The following is a 21458-nucleotide window of genomic DNA, read 5'->3' as shown; positions in this document are numbered from 1 at the left end:
CCGGGCAATCCGTCGCCCCCGGGCCGCCGGTCACGACGTGGCCGCCCGGACGGCCGCGGCCACGCGCTCGCCGTGGGGGCAGCTCACGGTGATCCGGGCGAAGGGGGCAGGCGGCCACAGGTCGACGAGGACCACGTCCGGATGCGTGCGCCGGATCGCCACGAAGTCCTCGCCCGTGGCGTGCCGCCACCTCCCCAGGCACAGCGCACCGGGGATGAGCGTGCCCCGCGTCCGTACGCCGCGCAGGGCGCGCCACCAGTCCCGCGTGACCTCCACGTGCGTCAGGCTCGCCAGTGGGACGCGTACGTCACCGCGGCGGGCCGCCGGCCTCTCCCACCACGCCAGGCGGACCACCAGGTCGTCACCGTCGACGCACAGCCGTGCCATGTCACACCCCTTGCAGCCGAGGATCCGGTCCACCTATCCGGAGTATGCCCATCCGCGCGGATACGGGCGCGCCTTCCGGGCCCCGGAAAATGCCATGCCCTCGGCCGGACCGCTCACTACACTCGCCGTACGCGCCGCCGGTCAGAGCGGCGTCGTACGCCTCATGCCGAGTGAAGAGAAGGGGAGCCGGGCCATGTGCATCCACAGCACCGCAGCCGCCGTCGCTCCCCCGTCCCGGTACGACGTGATCCCGGTGTCTCACGGCGCGCGGTGCCGGCTGCGCGGCCGGCACCGTATGCCCGCGACGCACTGTTAAATCCCCTGTTCCCCCGTTCCCCGTTTCCTTGCTCCCCCTGCTCCCCGTCTCCCTTTGCGCCGTCTTTCCGGACCTTGTTCCGGCGGGCGGCGGCGCAGCCGCGCGGGAAGCGGCGGGGGGCGAAGGGACCGAACGGAACGGAACGGGACCGCGTCCGGGAATCGCGCTGCCCTCTTCCTCATCTTCGAAATGATTCGAAAGGCCTCGGGCCATGCGCATCGACCGGCAACCTCTCGCCACGACTTCCCCCGCCACCACCACCGTCCGCAACCTGGGCATCCTCGCCCACGTCGACGCCGGCAAGACGACGATCACCGAACGCATCCTGTTCGCGACCGGCGCGATCCACAAGCGGGGCGAGGTGCACGACGGGACGACCGTCACCGACTTCGACGCCCAGGAACGCGACCGCGGCATCACCATCTTCGCCGCGGCCGTCAGCTGCACCTGGGACGGACATCGCGTCAACCTGATCGACACCCCGGGCCACGTCGACTTCTCCGACGAGGTCGAGCGGTCCCTGCGGGTGCTGGACGGGGCCGTCGCGGTGTTCGACGCCGTCGCCGGAGTCGAGCCGCAGAGCGAGTCGGTGTGGCGGCAGGCCGACCGGCACGGTGTGCCGCGGATCGCGTTCGTCAACAAGCTGGACCGGGCGGGCGCGGACCTCGACACGGCCGTCGACTCGATCCGGGAGCGGCTGGGCGCGGTTCCCCTGGTGGTCCAGCTGCCCATCGGGAAGGAGGACGCCTTCACCGGCGTCGTCGACCTGCTGGCCATGCGCTCGCTGCTCTGGCGCTCCGGCCACGACTCGTACGAGACGGGGCCGGTGCCCGAGCCGCTGCGCGAGGAGGCGGAGCGGCGGCGCCGGCTCCTGGAGGAGACGGTGGCCGAGCTCCACGCGGACGCCCTGGAGGAGTTCTGCGCGACGTCCGCACTGACCGGGCGGACCTTGGCCCGCGCCCTGCGGGAGCTGACGCTCCGTGGGGACGGCGTGGTGGTGCTGTGCGGCTCGGCGTACCGCAACCGCGGTGTCGAGCCGCTGCTGGACGGGGTCCTGGCGTACCTGCCGTCGCCCGCGGACATGCCGCCGGTGCGCGGCACGGCCGACGGCGCGGAGCAGGAACGCGCGCCCGATCCGGCGGAGCCGTTCGCGGCCCTCGCCTTCAAGGTGACGGCGACACCGACCGGGCGGCTCACCTACCTGCGCGTCTACGCGGGCACGCTCCGCAAGGGAGAGTCCGTACTGGACTCCGGTACGGGCCGTACGGAGCGGGTCGGCCGGATCCTGCGGGTGCAGGCCGACCGGCACGAGGAGCGGGAGGAGGCGGTCGCCGGCGACATCGTCGCGGTGATCGGGCTGAAGGCCGCCCGGGCGGGCACGACCCTGTGCGCGCCGGGCGCGCCCGTGGTCCTCGAACCGCCCACGGTGGCCGATCCGGTGGTCTCGGTCGCGGTCGAGGCCGGCCGCACCGGCGACACCGGACGCCTCGCGTCCGCGCTGGCCCGGCTCGCCGAGGAGGATCCCTCGCTCGTGGTGCGGTCCGACCCGGAAACCGGGCAGACCGTGCTGTCGGGGATGGGCGAACTCCACCTGGAGGTCGCGGTGGAGAAGATCCGCAGCGGCCACGGGGTGGAGGTCGTCGTCGGGCGGCCGCAGGTCTCCTACCGGGAGACCGTCGTGCGCGGGGTGACCGGGCTGGTCTACCGGCATGTCAAACAGGACGGGGGCGCGGGCCAGTTCGCGCACGTCGTCATCGACGTCGAGCCGCTGGAGGGGGTGGGCTTCGAGTTCCGGTCGGCGGTCGTCGGCGGCCGCGTGCCGCAGGAGTACGCGCGCGCCGTGGAGGCGGGCTGCCGGGACGCCCTCGCGGAGGGCCCCCTCGGGGGCTTCCCGGTGACGGGACTCCGCGTCACGCTCACCGACGGGGCGACCCACTCCAAGGACTCCTCGGAGATCGCGTTCCGGGCGGCGGGCCGGTTCGCGCTGCGCGAGGCGCTGCGCGTGAGCACGGTGGAGCTGCTGGAGCCGGTCGTGGACGTCACGGTGACCGTCCCGCAGGACGGTGTGGGCGGAGTCCTCGGTGACCTCGCGGCCCGTCGCGGCCGGGTCAGCGGATCCACGTCCGCGTCCGGTACCGCGGTGATCACCGCGGCCGTGCCGCTGGCCGAGCTGTTCGGCTACGCGTCCCGGCTGCGCGGCCGCACCCAGGGCCGGGGAGCCTTCACCGCCCGCCCGGCCGGCCTGGCGCCGGTCCCGGCCCCGGTCGCGGCGGCCCTGCTGACCCGGTAGCCGCCGGACGGGCCCGCCCCGCCCCCACCGCGGGGGCGGGGCGGTCCGGGGCCTCGAACGGCCCCGGGCCCGGTGCTCTGACCCGGTGGACCTGCCGGTCACGGCACCGGGCCCTGCCGTCAAGGCCCGCCCGGCCCGCGACGCTCCCCCAGCCACCGCTGGGAGGTACCCCCAGCCACGGCACCTCGCCGCGGGCCTCGCCGACGCTGCTTCGACGACAGGATCTAGGCTGCACCCCTGGTGGTATCCGCAGACAGGCAAGGTGCACATGTTCGAGTCGCCGCAGGACAATCCGTACCCCGACAGCCACGTCCTCGGCGAGGGTCCCGATCCGCACCCGCTGCTGCGGCCCGTGCTGCCCCTGCTGGGGCGCTGGCACGGCCGCGGCCGCGGTGAGTACCCGACCCTGGAGCAGGACTTCCGGTACGAGCAGGAGATCACCTTCAGCCACGACGGCCGCCCCTTCCTGCGCTACGAGGCACGCGCGTGGCTGATCGACGGTTCCGGGGCCCCGGTCCGCCCGGCCGGGCGCGAGGCCGGGTGGTGGCGGGTGACACCCGACGCGTCCCTGGAAGTCGTACTCGCCCACCCCACCGGCATCGTCGAGACGTACGTGGGGCGGGTGTCCGCCACGGAGATCGAGATCGAGACCAAGGAAGTGGCGCTGACACCGCTGGCCAAGGAGGTCACCGCGACGCGCCGCCACTACGCCCTTCAGGGCGAGGAGATGACGGTCACTCACGACATGGCGGCCGTGGGCCGGCCCCTCCAGCACCACCTGACGGCCCACCTGCGCCGACGCCCGTCCTCACCCTGACACCACCCGGATGCCCGGCACGGTCCGAGCGGTGGGCGTCTCCCCCGTCTCGCATAGTCGTGACATCGGAGAGGGAGGGTCCATGGGATTCGTGGGACGACGGGCCGCGATGACGGCGCTGCTGGCCGCCGGGCTCGCACCGGGTTCCGGCGCGCAGGCGGCGCCACGGCGCACGGAACGGACTCCCGGCGCGCCTCCCGGGGCCCCTCCCGGGGCCCCTCCCGGGGCCCCTCCCGGGGCCCCTCCCCGCGCGGCAGCGGCAGCGGCGGGGGCGGGCCCGCGGCCGCCGACGACGCTGCTCGGCGGCGAGATCCGCCGGTTGCCCACGTCCCGCAGGGTCGTGGCCCTCACCTTCAACGCCGCGTGGGACACAAGCGGGATCGACACCGTCCTGGGCGAACTGCGGCGCCGGAAGGTGCCCGCCACCTTCTTTCCGACCGGCCGGTTCGCCGATGACCACCCCACGGCGGTGCGCGCCATGGCGGCGGCGCACGGCCTGGGCAACCACTCGTACAGCCACCCCCACTTCGCCGACCTGAGCACCGCGGACCGGGCGGACGAGGTGCACCGCGCCGACGCCGCGATCCGTACGGCCTCCGGGGCCGAGCCCCTGCCCTTCTTCCGCTTCCCCTACAGCGCGACCACCGAGGATTCCGTGGCAGACGTCAACGGCCTCGGCTACGCGGCGATCGAGTTCACCGCGGACACCAAGGGGTATCTGGGCCCGGCGGGCGGCATGACGGTGGACGAGGCGGTGGAGCGGGCCGTGGACGCCCTCTCCCCCGGCGCGATCATCCAGATGCACGTGGGCAGCACCGGCGACGGCGTCGTCATCGACGCCCAGGCCCTCCCCCGGATCATCGACGCGGCCCGGGGCGACGACTACGAGATCATCGACCTCCGCCGGTTCCTCACGGAGGCGGCCACCGCCTCCTGACGGCGAACGGTCCCTCGGTCAGCGGTCATTCACCGCCGCCGCGCCGCGTACGGCCCGGCTTCCCACCGCGATGGCGAGGGCGAGGGCGAGGGCGATCAGAGCCGCCGCGACCCCGAACGTGATCCGCATCCCCGTGGCAACGGCCTCCGGGCGACCCGTCGCCACGTCGGTGGTGGCCGAGGCGAACGCGAACACGGCTCCCATGACCGAGGCGCCGGTGATCAGTCCGAGGTTGCGCGACAGGTTGAGCATGCCGGAGACGAGGCCCCTGCGGTCCGGGCGCACGTCCGCCATGACGGCCGTGTTGTTGGCCGTCTGGAACACCGCGTAGCCGGCGGTGACGACCGCGAGGGGGGCTACGTAGCCGAGGACACCGAGCGTCGCCGGGATCACCGACAGCAGCAGGCAACCGGCCGCCATGGCGGTGAGCCCGGCGAGGGTCATGCGCGCCGCGCCGAACCGGTCCGCGATGCGACCGGCCGGTACGCCGGTCAGCGCCGCCACCAGCGGGCCGGCCGACAGGACGAGTCCGGTCATGGCCTCGCCGAGCCCCAGCGTGCGGGAGAGGTAGAAGGGCCCGACCACCAGCGTGGCCATCATCACCGTCGAGACGAGCCCGCTCGTGGCGAGGCTCGCGCCCAGGGCCGGCTCACGGAAGACCTCCGGCCGGATCAGCGGTGATGCGGCTCGCGTCTCGGCGCGCACGAAGAGAGCCGCTCCCAGCACCGCGGCCAGCAACAGAGCCGTGTTGAGGGGACCGAAACCGCCGCGCCCCAGGGTCATGGCGAGCGCGTAGGCCGCGAGCGTCAGGGCGAGCAGCAGTGTGCCCACGTGGTCGAAGCCGGCCCGGTCCTTCTCCGTATCCCGCCGGTCGGCGGGCAGGTGGCGGTGGGCGAGGAGCAGGGTCAGGATGCCGAGCGGCGCGTTGACGAGGAACATCGCCCGCCAGCCGGGTCCGGAGATCAGGGCGCCGCCGAGCGAGGGGCCGAGGGCGGTACCGATCGCGGACATCGTCCCGAGCAGCCCCATGGCGCTGCCGGTCCTCGCTTTCGGCACCGTCTCGCCGACGAACGCCATGGTGAGGGCCATCATGACGGCCGCTCCGAGGCCCTGCGCCGCGCGGGCGGCGATGAGCCACCAGAGCGTGGGCGCGAGGCCGCACAGCACCGAGGCGGCCGTGAACAGCGATGTCCCGGCCAGCAGCAGCCGCCGGCGGCCGACGATGTCGCCGAGGCGTCCGACGCTGACGATGAGGGTGGTGATGGCGAGGAGGTAGGCGAGGACGATCCACTGGACCTGCTGGAAGGAGGCGGCGAACGCCTGCGCCAGCGTCGGCAGGCCGACGCCCGCGATGCTGGTGCCGAGCGAGGACAGCAGCATGGACAGCGAGAGCGCGGCGAGCGCCCCTCGAACGGCAGGCGTCCTCTGGTCGCTTGCGGCTGCGGTGTTCTCCTTCAGTGCGCTGCCGGGGTGGTCGGTGCTGTGGCGGCCGTGGCCGCGATCGCTGTAGGGGCTCATGCGCCGGAGGCTGCGCCCGCCGGGCGGTGACGGCAAACTTTGTTGCCGGTTCCGGGACGGCGGAGTGGAATGCCCCCATGGACACACCACCGCCGTACCAGGCGGTCCTCGATGACGTCGCTCCCCGGCTCAAGCGGCTGCGCGCCCAGCGCGGGCTCACCCTGGCCGCGCTCTCCGAGGTGACCGGCATCTCCAAGAGCACCCTTTCCCGCCTGGAGTCCGGTCAGCGCCGCCCGAGCCTGGAACTGCTGCTGCCGCTCGCCGGTGCCTACCACGTACCCCTGGACGACCTCGTGGGCGCCCCCGAGGTCGGGGATCCCCGGGTCAGGCTGAAGCCCGGCACCCTGCCGAGGGGCGGTACGTTCCTCCCCCTCACCCGCAGCACGGGCCCCCTGCAGGCGTTCAAGATGATCATCAATGACCGGGGCGGCGAGCCGGAACTCCGCGCGCACGAGGGCTACGAGTGGCTGTACGTGCTGGACGGCCGGCTGCGCATCGTCCTCGCCGAGCACGACCTGGTCCTCGGCCCGGGTGAGGCCGCCGAGTTCGACACCCGGGTGCCCCACTGGTTCAGCTCCGCGGACGGGCGGCCGGTCGAGATCCTCAGCCTCTTCGGGAGACAGGGCGAGCGCATGCACGTCCGCGCCAAGCCGCGCGCCTGACGCCGTGGCACGCCGACCGGCCCGATCCGCGCACCCTCCGTGTCATCCGCCGTGTCAAACTCCGTGTCATCCTCGGTCTGCGGCCTCCGGGGCCGCGTCCGACCGCCCCCCGGCGCGTTTGGCGACCACCGCGGCGGCGGCGACCGCGCTGGCCGCGAAGGCCAGCAGGACCGTCCACCGCTGGTCGAAGTAGTGTCCGGTGGCGTGGTCGATCGAGTAGCGGCCGGGTCCGGCGAGGCCGACGGCGGCCGCGGTGAACCCGAGGAACGCGGGGTACTCGAACCCGCCGCCCTGGTTGAAGAACCCGGCCGGCGCGTGCACGGACACGGCGCCCGCCATGGCTCCCGCCGCCGCGGCGCCCGCGGCCGGCGTGGCCAGCCCCAGGATCAGCAGCGCCCCGCCGCCGGCCTCGCCCAGACCGGCCGCGATCGCGCTCTCCCGCCCGGGCTTGAAACCCATGTGCTCCATCGCGGCCGCCGTTCCCTCCAGGCCCGCGCCGCCGAACCACCCGAAGAGCTTCTGCGTGCCGTGTGCGATCAGCACCGCGCCCGTACCGGCCCGCAGCGCCAGCAGGGCGAGGTCACGTCGGTTGATGCGGCTCATCGGGGTCTCCTCGCGAGTGGGGTGGCTGCGCGCACGGCGATACGCACCATCCGTATCCGCTCCGGGCGCCGCCGCCCCCGCATTGGCCCGCAGATCCTCCGTACGGGCCTACGGGCCCGCCTACCATGTGCGCATGAGCGCAAGCACGCACCTGGCAGGTGCAGACGGCTCGCAGGAGCGGGACCAGGGCGAGCGCCTGGCGGTCGCCGTGTCCGTCCTCGCGCTGCTCGCGGACGCCACCCGCCTGGCGCTGCTGGACGAGCTCGGGCGCGGCGAGGCCGATGTCAGCACGCTCACCGAGGCCTGCGGGGCCGCCCGGCCCTCCGTCAGCCAGCACCTCGCCAAGCTCCGCCTCGCCGGGCTCGTCACCAGCCGCAAGGACGGCCGCCGCGTGGTCTACGCGCTGCGCCACGGGCACCTGCGGCGTCTGGTGGACGAGGCCCTGAGCGTCGCCGACCACGAGCTGCGCTCCCTTCCGCCGCACGACTGACCGCACGCCCGGCCGCGCCCGCTCCCCGCTCCCCGGTATGGAACATGTGCTCAGGTGCGCACATGTTGGCTATGGTGGGAGCCGGGGGTCTCCCCACGCCGACCCGACCGGGACGGGAACGATGCTGTCCGTACTGCGCAACCGCACCTACCGGCGCCTGTTCACCGCTCAGGCCGTCGCCCTGGTCGGCACCGGCCTGGCGACCGTCGCGCTCAGCCTGCTCGCGTACGACATCGCCGGGAACGACGCCTCGGCGGTGCTCGGCACGGCCTTGGCGATCAAGATGACCGCCTACGTCGCCATCGCCCCGTTCGTCGGCGCGGTCGCCGACCGGATCCCCCGCCGCACCCTGATGGCGACGGCGGACCTGCTCCGCGCCGCGGTCGCCGCGGCGCTGCCGTTCGTCACCGAGGTCTGGGAGGTCTACCTCCTGATCTTCCTGCTCCAGGCAGCCTCGGCGACCTTCACGCCCGTCTTCCAGGCCACTGTTCCCGAGGTGCTGCCCGCCGAGCGCGACTACACCCGGGCCCTGTCCATGTCGCGGCTCGCCTATGACCTGGAGAGCCTGTTCAGCCCGGCTCTGGCCGCGGCCCTGCTGACCCTGGTCTCCTACGACTGGCTCTTCGCCGGGACCACCGCCGGCTTCGCCGCCTCCGCCGCGCTGGTCCTGGCCACGGTGCTGCCGCGGCCGGTGCCCGTCGAGCGCACCGCGGGCGCCTGCGCCAAGGCGGCCTTCGGCGTCCGCCTGTTCCGCGCGACGCCCCGCCTGCGGGCCCTGCTCGCACTCGACCTCGCGGTGGCGGCCGCCGGAGCCATCGTCTTCGTCGACACGGTCGTCCTGGTACGGGACCACTTCGGCCGGCCGGCGGGCGCCGTCTCCCTCGCCCTCGGCGCCTACGGCGCGGGATCCCTGGTGACCGCTCTGCTGCTGCCGCGCCTGCTGCGCCGCGTCCCCGACCGCGCGCTGATGCTCCCGGCCGCCTTCGCCCTCCCGGTGGTCCTGGCGGCCGTTGCCGTGCTCACCTCGACGTCACCGGGCACCTGGTCGTGGACCGCGGTCCTGCTGCTCTGGGCGTCGATAGGCGCCGCCTGTTCCGCCGTACTGACCCCCGGCGGCCGCGTGATCCGCCGCTCCACGGCCGATGCGGACCTGCCCGCCGCGTTCGCCGCGCAGTTCTCCCTCTCCCACAGCTGCTGGCTGCTGACGTACCCCCTGGCCGGCTGGCTGGCCGCCGGGGCCGGGCTCGCGGTGACCGCACTGACCCTCGGCGCCGTCTCCCTGACCGCCGCCGCGGCCGCCGCCGCCCTGTGGCCCGCCCGTGACCCGTCCCGGCTCGAACACGTCCACCCCGACCTGCCTCCCGACCACCCCCACCTCGCCGGCGCCCGCCCCGCGGCGGGCGGCTGGCGGCACGGCCACCACTACGTCATCGACCGGTACCACCACCAGTGGCCCTCCAGCGGTCTCACAGCGGTTTCGCGCGGGCGATGACCAGGGCGACGTCGTCGTGGTCGTCCGGCCGGCGCAGCGTGTCCAGGAGCCTGTCGCAGGTCTCCTCCAGCGGCCGGCTGGTGTCGGCGAGCAGGTCCAGGAGGAGGTCGAGCCGCTCGTCGATGGGCTGGTCCCGGGTCTCGACCAGACCGTCGGTGTACAGGACCAGCTGGTCGCCGGGCTGCATCCGCACGGTGGTGGCCTCGAACGGGATGCCGCCCACGCCCAGCGGTGTCCCGGTGGGCAGTTCGAGCAGCCGCGGGGCCCGGCCGGAGCGGATGAGGACCGGGGGCAGGTGTCCGGCGACGGCGATGCGGCACTCCGCGCGGTGGGGGTCGTAGACGGCGTAGACGCACGTGGCGATGGTCTCCTCGAGGGCGCTGGTGGTGCGGTCCAGCTGCTCGAGTACGCGGGTGGGTTCAAGGGCCAGTTCCGCGAGGGTCCGGGTGGCGGTGCGCAGCTGTCCCATGCCCGCGGCGGCGTTGATCCCGCTGCCCATGACGTCGCCGACGACGAGGACGGTGGTGTCGTCCGGCTGGGAGATGGCGTCGAACCAGTCACCGCCGATCTCGCTGGTGGCCGCGGCCGGCCGGTAGCGGTAGGCGACCTCCAGGCCGGGTGTGGGCGGCGGGTGGTGCGGGAGGAGGTGGTGCTGGAGGGCGAGGGCGGTGTGGTGCGCGTTGCGGTACCAGCGGGCGTTGTCGATGCACACGGCGGCACGGGCGGCCAGTTCACCCGCCAGGATGATGTCGTCGTCGTTGAACGGCAGCGGGTTGCGGGTGCGTTTGAGGTCGAGGGCCCCGAGGACCTCGCCGCGGGCGATGAGCGGCACGGCCAGGTAGGAGCGCAGGCCGGCCCGGGTCAGCAGCGCGGCCGCGTCGTCGTCGCGGGCGATGCGCGAGATGTCCTGTGCGTGCACGTGGGCGACCAGTACCGGGTGCCCGGTCGTCACGGACCGGGTGACCAGGCGGTCCGCCGCGTACCGGGCGATGTCGCCCGGGGGGTCCGCGGCGCGTACCGCTTCGCTGGGAAAGGCGGCCGCCACGGCCAGGGCCCGGAACACGGCCGGTTCGTGGGCGGAGGACTTCAGGCTGGGCCGGCCTTCGAGGACGGAGTCGAGGATGTCGACCGCGGCGATGTCGGCGAGCTCGGGCACGACGACGTCGGCGAGCTCGCGGGCGGTCTGGTCCAGGTCGAGGGTGGTGCCGATACGGACCGTGGCGTCCGCGATCAGCGCGAGGCGGCGGCGGCTGCGGGCGATCTCCTTGGCCGCCTGGTGACTCTGGGTGACGTCCACCACGGAGGTCGCCAGTCCCAGGACCCGACCGGAGGAGTCCTCCAGCCGGTAGTACGAGACCGACCAGGCGTGTTCATGATGCTGATCGCCCTGGGTGTGCCCGGCGGTGAACTGTTCGACCAGCGGCGTACCCGTGGCCAGGACCTGGCGCATCGCCGCCTCGACGGCTCCCGCGTCGTCGAGGAAGGACAGGGCCTCGTGGACGGCCCGTCCGATGTGCTCGGAGGCGGGGAGCCCGTTGATGCGCTCCAGCGACGGATTGACCAGGACGTAGCGCAGGTCGGTGTCCAGGACCGCCAGGCCGATCGGGGACTGGGCCACCAGACGGGCGGAGAGGGCCAGGTCCCGCTCCAGCTGCCGCAGCCGTGTGCGGTCCGTGGCGATCCCGAGGGCGTACAGGTCTCCGCGCTCGTCGAGCAGGCGCATGTTGCGGAACTCGACCAGGCGCGTGCTCCCGTCCTTGTGCCGTACGGGGAACGCTCCGGCCCAGTCCCCCGCGCCGCCCATGACCCGCGCGAACAGTTCCACGACCAGGTCCACGTGGTCCTCGGCGGCCAGCAGGCGGGCGGCGGGCCGGCCGAGGGCCTCCTTGGCCGTCCACCCGAACAGCTGCTCGGCCTGCGGGCTCCACAGGGCGACCCGCCCCTCCGCGTCGAGGACGACCGCCGCGACGTTCAGGACGTCGAGCAGCCCGCTCGGCGGGGAGACCCCGGCCTCGGCGCGCCGTGCGCCGCCCGTCGCGAAGGCATCGGTCGCATCCATCAACGGCGCTCCCTTCCCGGCTGGCTTTCATCGTCCCCCCAAATCGGCCCCGCAGCGTCCGGACGGGCGCCGCGGGCGGGGAAGGCGTGGGCCGTACGGCCTACAGCACCGGCAGGACCCGGTCCGGGGTGAGGGGCAGGTCGCGCAGGCGCTTCCCGGTGGCGTGGCACACGGCGTTGCCGATCGCGGCCGCCGTGCCGACGATGCCGATCTCGCCGATGCCTTTGCTCCCCATCGGGTTGAGGTGTTCGTCGTGCTCGTCGATCCAGTGCACCTCGATGTCGGGCACGTCGGCGTGGACCGGCACGTGGTAGGCCGCGAGGTCGCCCTCGGTGAAGCCGCCGAGGAGGGGGTCGGCCGTGCTGCGTTCCGTCAGCGCCATCCCGATGCCCATGACCATCCCGCCGGTGAACTGCGAGCGCGCCGTGACCGGGTTCAGGATGTGACCGGCGGCGAAGACACCGAGCAGACGGCGTACGCGCACCTCCCCGGTGACCGTGTCGACCCGGACGTCGGCGAAGTGGGCACCGAACGCGTGGCGGGCGTACGGGGACCCCTCCCGGACGGCCTGCGTCGTGTCGGCCGTCGCCGACAGCCCCTCGGCGGGCACGGGGTGCCGCAGTCCTGCCAGGCGGGCGGCCAGCGCGGTGCAGGCCTGGTGCACCGCCCACCCCCAGGAGGCCGTTCCGGCGGATCCGCCGGCGAGTGCGGCCCGCGGCAGGTCGGTGCTGCCGATGGCCACCGTCACGGAGTCCAGCGGGACGGCGAGGGCGTCGGCCGCCACCTGGGCGAGGACGGTACGGGCGCCCGTCCCGATGTCGGTGGCGTTGATCTCGACGAGGTGGCTCCCGTCGGGCCGGGCGTGGGCCCGGGCGGTCGAGGGCGCGATGAACACGGGATACGTGGCGGCTGCCACCCCGGTGCCCCGGAGGTACGGTCCTTCCCGGTGCGGCGTACGCGATGCGGCCCAGCCGAAGCGGTCCGCGCCCTCCCGGAGGCACTCCACGAGGTGACGGCTGCTGAAGGGCCGGCCGGTGTCGGGTTCACGCGCGGGCTCGTTGCGGACGCGCAGCTCGACGGGGTCGACTCCCAGCGCTTCGGCCAGCTCGTCCATGGCCGACTCCAGGGCGTACATGCCGGGTGCCTCCCCCGGGGCGCGCATCCAGGACGGTGTGGGGACGTCCAGGGCGACGGCCCGGTGGAGGGTGCGGCTGTCGGGTACGGCGTACATGACGCGGGCGGGGACGGCCGCCTGCTCCACGAACTCCCGGACCCGGGAGGTGTACGTGGTGACCTCGTGGGTCAGCGCGGTGAGGGTGCCGTCCGGGCGGGCACCCAGGCTGATCTCGTGGAGGGTCTGCGCGCGGTGCCCGACCGCGGCGGCCAGGTGGCGCCGGGGCAGGGCGAGTTCGACGGGGCGTCCGACGTGACGGGCGGCCATGGCGGCCAGCACCACGTGGGGGCGCGGGGTGCCCTTGGAACCGAAGCCTCCGCCGACGTGCTCGCTGACGACCGTGACGTCCTCCTCGGGCAGCCCGAACAGGGGGGCCAGCGCCGTCCGAACCGCCCCCGCGCCCTGGCTGGAGTCGTGGACGGTCAGGTGCTCGCGGCCGCCCACCGCGTCCCACCGGGCGGTGGCGGCGTGCGGTTCCATGGGGTGGTTGTGCAGGGGCGGCACGGTGTAGACGCAGTCGACCCGTACGGGTGCGGCGGCGAGGGCCGCGTCCGGGTCCCCCCGTTCCCGCAGGCCGGGGTACCCGCCGTTGACCTCCTCGGGCAGGTAGGCGTCGGGGTGGTCGGTGCGCAGGCCGACGTCGTGCTCCTCGGTCGCGTAGGTGATCCGTACCGCTTCGGCGGCGGCCCTCGCCGCTTCGGGGGTCTCGGCGACGGCCAGGGCCACGTACCAGCCGCGGTGCGGGACCGCGGTGTTCTGGAGCACCTGGAGGGTGGGGTCGTCCGAGGGGCCGAGCCGGGGCGCGTCGTACGGGGTGAGGACGCCCAGTACGCCCGGGAGCGCCAGGCCGGGGCCGGTGTCCACGGCGGTGACGCGGCCGCGGGGCACGGTGGCGGGCACGGGCCAGGCGTAGGCGCGGCCGGGCGGGTGGCGGTCGGTGGCGTAGCGCGCGGCGCCCGTGACCTTCTGGTGCCCCTCGCGCCGCGGGACGGGGGAACCGAGGGCGGGGGCGTCGCGGTCGGGACGGTCGGGGCACATTCCTGCTCCTACGGGGTGCGGGGGCGTCCGTCCTGCGCCCGCCGGGCGAGCGTGGCGAGTGCGTCGCACGCGAGGTTGCGGGCGAGCGCGATCTTGTGGGCGTTGTCGCGCAGGGGCCGCGCCCGGGCCAGCTCCGCGTCGACGGCCTCCCGGACGGCGTCGGCGGTCGGCTCGGCGCCGGTCAGCCGTTCCTCGGCCGTGGCGGCGCGCCAGGGGCGGTGGGCCAGGCCCCCGAAGGCGAGGGCGACGCGCCGCACGCGACGGGCGGCGGGGTCGAGGTCGAGCACGACGGCCACCGAGGCCAGCGCGAAGGCGTAGGAGGCCCGCTCGCGGGCCTTGCGGTAGAGGGAGACGGCGCCGGGGGCGGGGGCGGGCAGGAGGACGGCGGTGACGATCTCCCCGTCCGCGATGACCGTGTCCTGCTCCGGCCGCTCGCCGGGGAGCCGGTGGAAGTCGGCGGCGGGCACGGTACGGGTGCCCGCCCGGCCGTACAGCTCGATGTCCGCGTCGAGGGCGGCGAGGGCCACGGCCATGTCCGAGGGGTGGGTGGCGACGCAGTGCGCGGAGTGCCCGAGTACGGCGTGATCGCGGTGGACCCCGTCGCGCGCGGCGCAGCCGGAGCCCGGGTCGCGTTTGTTGCAGGGCGCGGACACGTCCTGGAAGTAGGTGCACCGGGTGCGCTGCAGGAGGTTGCCCCCGGTGGTGGCGGCGTTGCGCAGCTGCGCCGACGCTCCGGCGAGCAGGGCCCGGGCGAGGGCCGGGTGGTGCGCGCGCACGAGGGGGTGGGCGGCCACGTCGCTGTTGCGCGCCATGGCACCGATTCGGAGCGTCCCCGCGGGCAGCCGCTCGATGCCGGCCAGCGGCAGCCCGGAGAGGTCGATGAGGGCGCCGGGGCTCTCGACTCCCAGTTTCATGAGGTCCACGAGGTTGGTGCCGCCGGCGAGATAGCGGGAGCCGGGCAGCCGGGCGTGGGCGGCCGTCGCCTCCTGGAGGCTGGTCGCGCGCACGTAGGCGAAGGGTTTCACTCGATCACGTCCAGCACGGCGTCGACGATGCGGGGGTAGGCGCCACAGCGGCAGAGGTTGCCGCTGAGGCGTTCCCTGATCTCCCGCGCGGTCAGCGTGACGGGACCGGCGGGCTCGGCGAAGGCCTCGTCGGGTGTGACGTGCGAGGGGTGGCCCGCGGCGGCTTCCGCGATCGCCGCGACGGCGGAGCAGAGCTGGCCCGGCGTGCAGAAACCGCACTGGAAGGCGTCCCGGTCGAGGAACGCCTGCTGGAGCGGATGCAGTGCCCCGGCGGTGCCCGCGGTCGAGGCGTCCGCGGCGAGCCCCTCCACCGTGGTGACGTGCGCGCCGTCCCGGGCCACCGCGAGCTGGAGGCAGCTGTTCAGCCGCCGCCCGTCGACGAGCACCGTGCAGGCCCCGCACTGTCCGTGGTCGCACCCCTTCTTCACGCCGGTCAGTCCGAGGTGGTCGCGCAGGGCGTCCAGCAGGGTGACCCGGTGGTCGAGCGGGAGGACGTGGTCCGTGCCGTTGACGCGGAGCGTGACGCGGGAGGCATGGGGATCCGTCGCACTCGCCACCGCCGGCTCCCTCCGTGTCCGTTACCCGTCGACCATGCCGTCGCGATGCCCGGTGGGCGGCGTGCCACGCGGGGCGTTGCCGAGCGCGGTGGGGATCTTCCACCGGTCGGCCCCGCCCGGACACCGCGGGACGGCCCTCAGCGCAGCCGGTCCAGGAGTTCGCGCTCGCGTGCGGCGCTCAGGCCGGCCCGGCGCGGCCGGTCCAGGCCCGCCTCCCGCTCCCAGCGCAGGGTGTCCGCCAGGAGCTCCGCGCGGGGGCGGTGGCGCAGGCCGGCCTCGAGCGCCGCGTCGCCGGCGCGGGCGCTGAAGCCGGCCCACTGCGGGTCGGTCATCCACATCGCGAGTGACTCCTCACCCATGAACTGGGCCACCTGCTGCCCGAGCAGCCAGTCGGTTCCCACCTCCACCACCGGCCCCGTGTGCCCGCCGATCTCGCGCGACAGTGCGACCCACTCCCCGAAGGGCATGACCGGGCCGACCGCGTCGTAGGTGCCGGTCGTCCCCTTCCGCGCGCAGTCGAGCAGCCAGGCCGCGAGGTCCCGTACGTCGACGGCCTGCGTCGGCACGTCCGGGGAGTCGGGTACCAGCAGCGGGGCCAGCGGCTCGCGGGCGGCGCGTCCGACCCAGTACCCGGTGCGGCCGCTGTGGTCGCCGGGTCCGCCGATCAGGCCGGCCCGCGCGATGAGCAGCCGGTCCCCCACCGCTGCCGTGGAGGCCTCCTCGCAGGCCACCTTGGCCTCGCCGTACCGGTCGCGGCCGGCTTCGTCCCGCTCTGTCGCGGGCAGCAGCGCGGCCGTCTCGTCCGCGCCCGGTTCCGCGTGCGAGGCGTACGCGCTGACCGACGACACGTACGCCCAGTGGCCCGCCCGCGCGCCGAGCGCGGCCAGCGCCCCTCGGACGAATCCGGGCTGCCAGGACACCTCGACCACGGCGTCCCAGTCCCGGCCCGCCACGCTCGCGTACGCCGCCGGGTCGCGCCGGTCGGCGGTGACCAGTGCCGCGCCCTCGGCGACGCCGCCGCTCTCCCCGCGGGCCAGGCAGGTCACCCGGTGCCCGCGTGCCAGTGCCTGCCGCGCGACCTCGCGGCCGAGCCATGCCGTCCCGCCCAGTATCAAGATCTCCATGGGGCCCACCCGAACACGGGCCGTGGGCCGACGCCCGCCTCTTCGCCGAGAGCGGAGAGCGGAGAGCGCGGGGCGCGGGGCGCGGGGCGCGGGGCTCAGAGCCGCGATCCTTCAACCGCGAAGCGCGTGAGCCGTCAGGCCGCCGAGGCCGAAGTGATCACCAGCGGCGGTCTGGCCCGCTCCGCCGACCAGCTGCGGCTGTTCACCAGTTCCGGGTCCGCGAGGGCGAGTGCCTCGTCCACGGTGGGACGTTGCTGGACGACGCCCCGGAAGCCGGTGTGCTCCAGCAGGGCGGGGACGACGGCGACCGGCCACGCGTGGTTGCGGACCTCCTGCCAGGATCCGTCCGTGCGCCGGAGCCGTACGGTGAGCGGCTCGCCCGGCCGGTACGCCCGGCCCGACTCGCCGATGCGCAGCGAGGCGTAGTCCCTTCCGCCGCAGTCGGGATCGGTGGCCAGCAGGACGAACGGGGCGCCGGGCCGCAGCAGGCGGCGGATCTCGGTGAAGACCGCGAGCACCGCCTCCTCCGTCGGCAGCGAGGCGAGCACGTGGTTGCACATCACCGCGTCGGCGCAGCCGTCCGGCAGGCCCGTCACCCGCCCGTTCTCGACGAGGTGGTACTCCGCCACCGCCGAGCCCGAACCGCGCGCCAGCGCGAGCATCTCGGGCGAGGTGTCCACTCCCAGCACGCGCACCCCGAGCCGCCGGGCCGCCCGGTCGGCCACTGTGCCCGGCCCGCATCCGTAGTCCACCAGGACCTGGCCGGCTCCGATCCGGCGGCTCAGGGCCCGGAAGACGAACGGATATCCGAGGAGCCAGTCCGTGGCCGCCTCCACGGCCGCGAAGGCCTGCGCACCCTCGCGACCGGACCAGGCGGCGCCCTCTCCGGCACCGGGTCGCCCGGCTTCCTGCGACGCGTCGCTCACGGCCCCACTATCGGCCCGCCACCGCCGCTTCTCCACCTGCCACGCCGCCGCCCGCGGCTACGCCTGCTCGCGCTCCGCCTCGGACACGAAGGGCTGCAGGAAGACTCCGATGAGCTGCTCCACCTCCGTGATCCGCTGCTCGTACACGTACAGCTGGTCCCGCAGCCCCGCCTTGGCCTGTTCGTCGAACCGGGACTCCTCGATGTTTCGCTGGACGATGCCGATGAGGTCCTGCAGTTGGGTGTGGAGCGCCGTGCTGATGCCGCCCCACACGGCCCGCAGATCGGCGGCACGGCTGTCCGCGTACTGGCGGGCGGTCGTGCCCGCCGAGTCCCTCACGTGGTCGGAGAACTCCTGGGCCGCACGGGACTGCAGCTTGCCGTCGGCGAAGAGGACCGCCGCGGAGGCCATGAGCGGTCCGACGGCCGCTCCGATGGCCGCCGCGATGCCGACCGGTGGCACGGCCAGCCCCAGGGTGATCAGGCCGGCCGCGGCCGCACCGCCCGCGACCGCCGCACCGGTGCCCGCGCCGATCGCCATGAGCGAGCTGGGACGGAACAACAGCGGCACGTCGTCCTGGTGGTACCGCCCGCCGCGGCCGTCGCCCTTCCCCGCCACGACCGCGAGCGTGTAGAGCAGGCGGTCCTGGTCCCGGACCGACTGCGCGCCGGTCAGCTCCGCACGGAGCTTGTCGAGCAGAGTCGCGTGCGCCTGGATCAGCGGTTCGAGCTGGCGCAGCAGATCCGCCTGACGCTGCTCGATGAGGCGGTCGAGGCTTTCCGTGCAGAAGACCTGCATGCGTTCCTGGAGCTGGACCGTGTACGCCTCCCGCAGCTCGTGCTGGGCCGCCACGCGGCCGCCCTGGGTGAAGGACCGGACGGCCCGGCTCAGGCGCCCCGGCCCGGTCGTGACGTGCCAGTCGGCGATCTCGCCGCTGATGGTGGTCAGGAACGCGCTGAACTTCAGCTGCAGTTCGTTCTCGATGTCGAGAACCCGGTTGGCCACGATGTCGCGGATGGCGTCGGCGCTGGCGCGCAGTTGGTCCTGGGTGGCCTGGCTGCGGTCGAGCAGCTCGCGCAGCTCGGCCGTCGACTTCATCAGGATGGCGCCCTCGTCGTGCAGCCGCGCGCGCAGGTTCACGGCGTTGTGCCGCAGGAACTCGGCGAGCCGGACGAACTTCACCCGGGCCGCGTCGCGCATGCAGAAGACCTCCAGGGCGGCCTCCAGCCGTCCGATCCCCGAGGCCCGCAGCCCTTCCTCGTCCCCGTCCAGCCGCGACTTCAGTGCCTGGAGGGCGCTGACGAAGAACACGTTGGAGGCGGCGGCCGAACCGCTGCCCCCCGAGAGCTCGGCCACCGCGTTGCGGCACCGGCTCATCACCTCGGCCCGTTCCTCCTCCTCGATCCGGTCGAACTGGTTGACCACGAAGAAGATGTCCCGGTGCCCGAGCTTCTTGACGCGGGTGAGGTAGTTCTCGGTCTCGTGGAGGGTGAACGGCCGACCCGCGTCGGTGACGAAGACGACGGCGTCCACTTCCTCCAGGTACCGCAGGGTGACCAGCTCGCGGTCCGGGCTCTCGTTGATCCCGGCCGAGTCGACGATCTCCACCGAGCTGCGCAGCAGCTCCAGCGGCTGCTCGACGACGGCCAGGGCGAACGACGGGGTCCGCGGCGCTCCGTGCGCGTCGATCTGGAGGGAGACCTCCCGTTTGAACTCCTCCGTCGTGACGGCCTTCTCGGCGCCCCGCCGGTCGGTGTCCCGGTACAGCCAGGCCCGTTCGGTCTCGCCCCAGCGCAGGACCGTGGTGAACGCCGTGGCCGGATTGGCCTTGGTGGGGAGCAGTTTCTTCCCCAGCAGGGCGTTGATCAGCGTGCTCTTGCCGCTGCTGAACTCTCCGAGCACCATGATCCGGAAGGTCTCGCGCTCGAAGACCGCGCCGTTGATGCCGAGGTCCAGCGGCCCGCCCGGGGCTCCGGGCGGCGCGATGGCCCTCGCGGCCTCGCCGGCCACCTGCTGCAGGCTCTGGTAGTACGAGCGCAGTGTGCCTATGTTGTCGCTCCAGCCGCGGAACTGTGCGACCGGTGATTCCTGGCCGGCGGGTAACTGCCGGTTGTCGTGCGCCATCAGGCCCCTTCCAGGAGGGATAGGTGAGCGTGCACGGACCGGCCCAGCGACCGCGCCGTGCTCTGGAGTGAACGCCAGTGTCCGATCGAGTCCGGCTGGGCTGCGACCGCCGTCGTGTGGAGCCGCCACCACTGCTCGTCGCGGTCCCGGGCCTGACTCAGCAGGCGCTCGTACACCTGGCCGATCCGCGCGTCCGTACGGACCACCTGTTCGGTGAAGGCGGCTTCGACGATCCGCTCCAGGTCGTCGATGGTGCGCTCGCGCCGCTCCGCCTGGCCGTGTTCGAGCGCCTCCGTCACCAGGGCCGTGCCGGCCGCTCCGGCGATCTGCGCCACCACCTCGGTGGAGACGGGTGTCAGCACGCTCTCGATGGCGGTGCCGACGAACTCCGGCAGCCAGGAGGCGTCCCAGCCGGTCGCGTTCTGCGATTCCGCGGCCGCCGCCGTGTCCGCCACCCCGGGCAGCGCCGCCGTCGGCACGACCCGCTGGGCGGGTGGGACGGCCAGTCCCTGGAACAGCTCCTCGCCGGGCCGGTTGCGCAGCAGTACGTCGCGCAGCCGGCCGGTGTCCCTTTCCAGCACCCGGTCGACGGTCGCTGTGATCCAGGATTCGAAGTGCTGCAGGGCCTCCGCGGTGTACGGGATGGTGTGGAGCCGGATGAAGTGCTGCTCCTCCGGGGTCTCCAGCATCTGCGAGAAGCGCGCGGCGAGTTCGCGTACGGCGGTGGCCCGGCGCCTGCGCGCCTCCGCGGCGATCGTCGCCACGAGCGCGGCGCGCCACTCCCCCGCGTCGGCGCTGAGCACGATCCAGTGGAAGCGGGCGCTCTCGTGCGCCGTGTGCCAGATCTGCGCCGCGCGGGCCCTGACGGGGTCGGTCCAGTGCGCGTCCGTCAGCGCCCGGCCGGCGGCCTCCGCCACCAGGTCGCAGGTGGCGGCGAGCAGGTACAGCCGGCGGATCGTCCGCAGCGCGCGGCGCAGCCGGACGCCGGCCAGCCGTGCCAGCGCCGAGCGCAGCTGGTCGAGCCCGTCGGGGGCGGCCCCGGCCCCGGCCTCGGGTGCAGTGCCGGGCGGGCCGGGCGGGCCGGGCGGGCCGGGCGGGCCGGGCGGGCGTACCGGTCCGGGCAGCACCAGTGCCTCGGGGGCCAGCTGTCCCGCGAGGTGGTTGACCCGCCGCAGGATCTCGGCCGCCTCGTCCTCGACCTCGGAGAGCTTGGTGACGACGATCGCGAGCGGTGGCGTGTGCGGGGCGGCGGCCAGGGCTTTGATCCGGGCCTGTTCGGTGGCGAGCATCGCGCGGCGCGCCTCGGTGACCACGACCACCACGTCGCAGTCGGCCACGATCCTGGCGAGGGCGGCGCCGTCGGGCTGCCGTACGCCGGACCAGCCCTCCCAGCCGGGCGTGTCCACGAGTTCCACGCCGGCCCGGGCCGGCCAGGAACCGGCCGGCACCCGGAGGCGTACGGTGCGGTGCCCCGTCGGCGCCGCGCCGGCCGTCTCCGCGTCCGCCGCCGCCTCCGCGGGGCCGGCCTCCGCGGGGCCGGCCTCCGCGGGGCCGGCCTCCTGCGGAACGTCGGCGACGGTAGGACGCACCACGACGGGCGGTCCGTTCGTCGCGTGGACGGACACCGGCAGGCAGTCCGCGCCGATCAGTTCGTTGACGAGGCGTGACTTGCCCACGTTGCTGCCGCCGATGACGCAGATGCGGGCCAGCGGCGACTCCGCCCGGCGGGCTGCGCGGCGGATCAGCGAGGCCGCCGAGTCCGCTCCGGCCCGGTCCGCGAGCAGGGCCACCTGTTCCGCCAGTTCGCGCTGCGGCAGATCCCGCGCGTGCATTCCCGTACCGCCCACGGCGCCACCCCACCCCGTCCACACCGACCCGGCGCGACCATGATGCCAACGGACGGCTTCCGGCGCCCCCGA

Annotated in this window: 17 protein-coding genes; 6 read left to right on the top strand and 11 right to left on the bottom strand. The window is 74.4% G+C overall.

What is annotated here, in order from left to right:
* Nucleotides 1-30 precede the first annotated feature (30 nt).
* The gene (locus ACFCZ1_RS02630; RefSeq protein ID WP_376676481.1) at nucleotides 31-387 is read right to left on the bottom strand and encodes a hypothetical protein; all 357 of its coding nucleotides are present in this window, start codon (nucleotides 385-387) and stop codon (nucleotides 31-33) included.
* Nucleotides 388-914: 527 nt separating this feature from the next.
* On the opposite strand from ACFCZ1_RS02630, the gene fusA reads away from it, so the two are divergent.
* From fusA to ACFCZ1_RS02615, 3 genes are all read left to right on the top strand, one after another.
* On the top strand, nucleotides 915-2993 hold the full coding sequence (gene fusA, locus ACFCZ1_RS02625) for an elongation factor G (protein ID WP_376676480.1): 2079 nt from the start codon (nucleotides 915-917) through the stop codon (nucleotides 2991-2993).
* 268 nt (nucleotides 2994-3261) lie between these two features.
* Nucleotides 3262-3810 carry an FABP family protein gene (locus ACFCZ1_RS02620; protein WP_376676479.1) on the top strand — a complete coding sequence of 183 codons (549 nt, stop codon included), beginning with the start codon at nucleotides 3262-3264 and terminating at the stop codon, nucleotides 3808-3810.
* 319 nt (nucleotides 3811-4129) lie between these two features.
* Nucleotides 4130-4747: a polysaccharide deacetylase family protein gene (locus tag ACFCZ1_RS02615; RefSeq protein WP_376676478.1), complete on the top strand. Its 618-nt coding sequence runs from the start codon at nucleotides 4130-4132 to the stop codon at nucleotides 4745-4747.
* Nucleotides 4748-4765: 18 nt separating this feature from the next.
* Here ACFCZ1_RS02615 and ACFCZ1_RS02610 read toward each other — a convergent pair whose 3' ends face one another.
* Entirely contained in the window at nucleotides 4766-6265 is a 1500-nt protein-coding gene (locus ACFCZ1_RS02610) for an MFS transporter (protein ID WP_376676477.1), read from the bottom strand.
* A 77-nt stretch (nucleotides 6266-6342) separates the two neighbouring features.
* On the opposite strand from ACFCZ1_RS02610, the gene ACFCZ1_RS02605 reads away from it, so the two are divergent.
* Nucleotides 6343-6927 carry a helix-turn-helix domain-containing protein gene (locus ACFCZ1_RS02605; RefSeq protein WP_376676476.1) on the top strand — a complete coding sequence of 195 codons (585 nt, stop codon included), beginning with the start codon at nucleotides 6343-6345 and terminating at the stop codon, nucleotides 6925-6927.
* 66 nt (nucleotides 6928-6993) lie between these two features.
* Here ACFCZ1_RS02605 and ACFCZ1_RS02600 read toward each other — a convergent pair whose 3' ends face one another.
* Nucleotides 6994-7530 carry a DoxX family protein gene (locus ACFCZ1_RS02600; protein WP_376676475.1) on the bottom strand — a complete coding sequence of 179 codons (537 nt, stop codon included), beginning with the start codon at nucleotides 7528-7530 and terminating at the stop codon, nucleotides 6994-6996.
* Nucleotides 7531-7663: 133 nt separating this feature from the next.
* On the opposite strand from ACFCZ1_RS02600, the gene ACFCZ1_RS02595 reads away from it, so the two are divergent.
* Both ACFCZ1_RS02595 and ACFCZ1_RS02590 read left to right on the top strand, forming a co-directional pair.
* A complete protein-coding gene (locus ACFCZ1_RS02595) occupies nucleotides 7664-8020 on the top strand; it encodes an ArsR/SmtB family transcription factor (protein ID WP_376676474.1) in 357 nt (118 codons plus the stop codon).
* A gap of 121 nt (nucleotides 8021-8141) precedes the next feature.
* On the top strand, nucleotides 8142-9512 hold the full coding sequence (locus ACFCZ1_RS02590) for an MFS transporter (RefSeq protein WP_376676473.1): 1371 nt from the start codon (nucleotides 8142-8144) through the stop codon (nucleotides 9510-9512).
* Here the strand turns inward: ACFCZ1_RS02590 and ACFCZ1_RS02585 are convergent.
* The 8 genes from ACFCZ1_RS02585 to ACFCZ1_RS02550 all read right to left on the bottom strand — a co-directional run bounded on the left by ACFCZ1_RS02585 (nucleotide 9487) and on the right by ACFCZ1_RS02550 (nucleotide 21386).
* On the bottom strand, nucleotides 9487-11571 hold the full coding sequence (locus tag ACFCZ1_RS02585; protein ID WP_376676472.1) for a SpoIIE family protein phosphatase: 2085 nt from the start codon (nucleotides 11569-11571) through the stop codon (nucleotides 9487-9489). The genes ACFCZ1_RS02590 and ACFCZ1_RS02585 overlap by 26 nt on opposite strands.
* A 100-nt stretch (nucleotides 11572-11671) precedes the next feature.
* The gene (locus ACFCZ1_RS02580) at nucleotides 11672-13783 is read right to left on the bottom strand and encodes a xanthine dehydrogenase family protein molybdopterin-binding subunit (protein WP_376676471.1); all 2112 of its coding nucleotides are present in this window, start codon (nucleotides 13781-13783) and stop codon (nucleotides 11672-11674) included.
* Between the two features lie 8 nt (nucleotides 13784-13791).
* Nucleotides 13792-14808, bottom strand: a complete 1017-nt coding sequence (locus tag ACFCZ1_RS02575; protein ID WP_376676470.1) for an FAD binding domain-containing protein — start codon at nucleotides 14806-14808, stop codon at nucleotides 13792-13794.
* Complete coding sequence (locus ACFCZ1_RS02570; protein WP_376676469.1) at nucleotides 14805-15365, bottom strand: 2Fe-2S iron-sulfur cluster-binding protein; 561 nt, start codon at nucleotides 15363-15365, stop codon at nucleotides 14805-14807. Before ACFCZ1_RS02570 ends, ACFCZ1_RS02575 begins: the two co-directional genes overlap by 4 nt.
* A 137-nt stretch (nucleotides 15366-15502) precedes the next feature.
* Nucleotides 15503-16489 (bottom strand): NAD-dependent epimerase/dehydratase family protein, encoded by a 987-nt coding sequence (locus ACFCZ1_RS02565; RefSeq protein ID WP_376676468.1) that lies wholly within the window; start codon nucleotides 16487-16489, stop codon nucleotides 15503-15505.
* Between the two features lie 134 nt (nucleotides 16490-16623).
* Nucleotides 16624-17415, bottom strand: a complete 792-nt coding sequence (locus tag ACFCZ1_RS02560) for a class I SAM-dependent methyltransferase (protein WP_376676467.1) — start codon at nucleotides 17413-17415, stop codon at nucleotides 16624-16626.
* Between the two features lie 57 nt (nucleotides 17416-17472).
* Nucleotides 17473-19539 (bottom strand): dynamin family protein, encoded by a 2067-nt coding sequence (locus ACFCZ1_RS02555; protein WP_376676466.1) that lies wholly within the window; start codon nucleotides 19537-19539, stop codon nucleotides 17473-17475.
* A complete protein-coding gene (locus ACFCZ1_RS02550; RefSeq protein ID WP_376676465.1) occupies nucleotides 19539-21386 on the bottom strand; it encodes a dynamin family protein in 1848 nt (615 codons plus the stop codon). The genes ACFCZ1_RS02555 and ACFCZ1_RS02550 overlap by 1 nt, the downstream gene beginning before the upstream one ends.
* Between the last annotated feature and the right edge of the window lie 72 nt (nucleotides 21387-21458).

The sequence above is a fragment of the Streptomyces sp. NPDC056224 genome (genome assembly GCF_042267665.1).
In the GTDB taxonomy this organism is placed as follows: domain Bacteria; phylum Actinomycetota; class Actinomycetes; order Streptomycetales; family Streptomycetaceae; genus Streptomyces.
This window is presented reverse-complemented; position numbering and strand designations above follow the sequence as displayed.

Coding starts and splice junctions, on each gene's coding strand:
- ACFCZ1_RS02620 (WP_376676479.1), top strand. CDS start 3,262: ATGTTCGAGTCGCCGCAGGACAATCCGTACCCCGACAGCCACGTCCTC.
- ACFCZ1_RS02590 (WP_376676473.1), top strand. CDS start 8,142: ATGCTGTCCGTACTGCGCAACCGCACCTACCGGCGCCTGTTCACCGCT.
- fusA (WP_376676480.1), top strand. CDS start 915: ATGCGCATCGACCGGCAACCTCTCGCCACGACTTCCCCCGCCACCACC.
- ACFCZ1_RS02595 (WP_376676474.1), top strand. CDS start 7,664: ATGAGCGCAAGCACGCACCTGGCAGGTGCAGACGGCTCGCAGGAGCGG.
- ACFCZ1_RS02580 (WP_376676471.1), bottom strand. CDS start 13,783: ATGTGCCCCGACCGTCCCGACCGCGACGCCCCCGCCCTCGGTTCCCCC.
- ACFCZ1_RS02585 (WP_376676472.1), bottom strand. CDS start 11,571: ATGGATGCGACCGATGCCTTCGCGACGGGCGGCGCACGGCGCGCCGAG.
- ACFCZ1_RS02555 (WP_376676466.1), bottom strand. CDS start 19,539: ATGGCGCACGACAACCGGCAGTTACCCGCCGGCCAGGAATCACCGGTC.
- ACFCZ1_RS02610 (WP_376676477.1), bottom strand. CDS start 6,265: ATGAGCCCCTACAGCGATCGCGGCCACGGCCGCCACAGCACCGACCAC.
- ACFCZ1_RS02600 (WP_376676475.1), bottom strand. CDS start 7,530: ATGAGCCGCATCAACCGACGTGACCTCGCCCTGCTGGCGCTGCGGGCC.
- ACFCZ1_RS02605 (WP_376676476.1), top strand. CDS start 6,343: ATGGACACACCACCGCCGTACCAGGCGGTCCTCGATGACGTCGCTCCC.
- ACFCZ1_RS02565 (WP_376676468.1), bottom strand. CDS start 16,489: ATGGAGATCTTGATACTGGGCGGGACGGCATGGCTCGGCCGCGAGGTC.
- ACFCZ1_RS02630 (WP_376676481.1), bottom strand. CDS start 387: ATGGCACGGCTGTGCGTCGACGGTGACGACCTGGTGGTCCGCCTGGCG.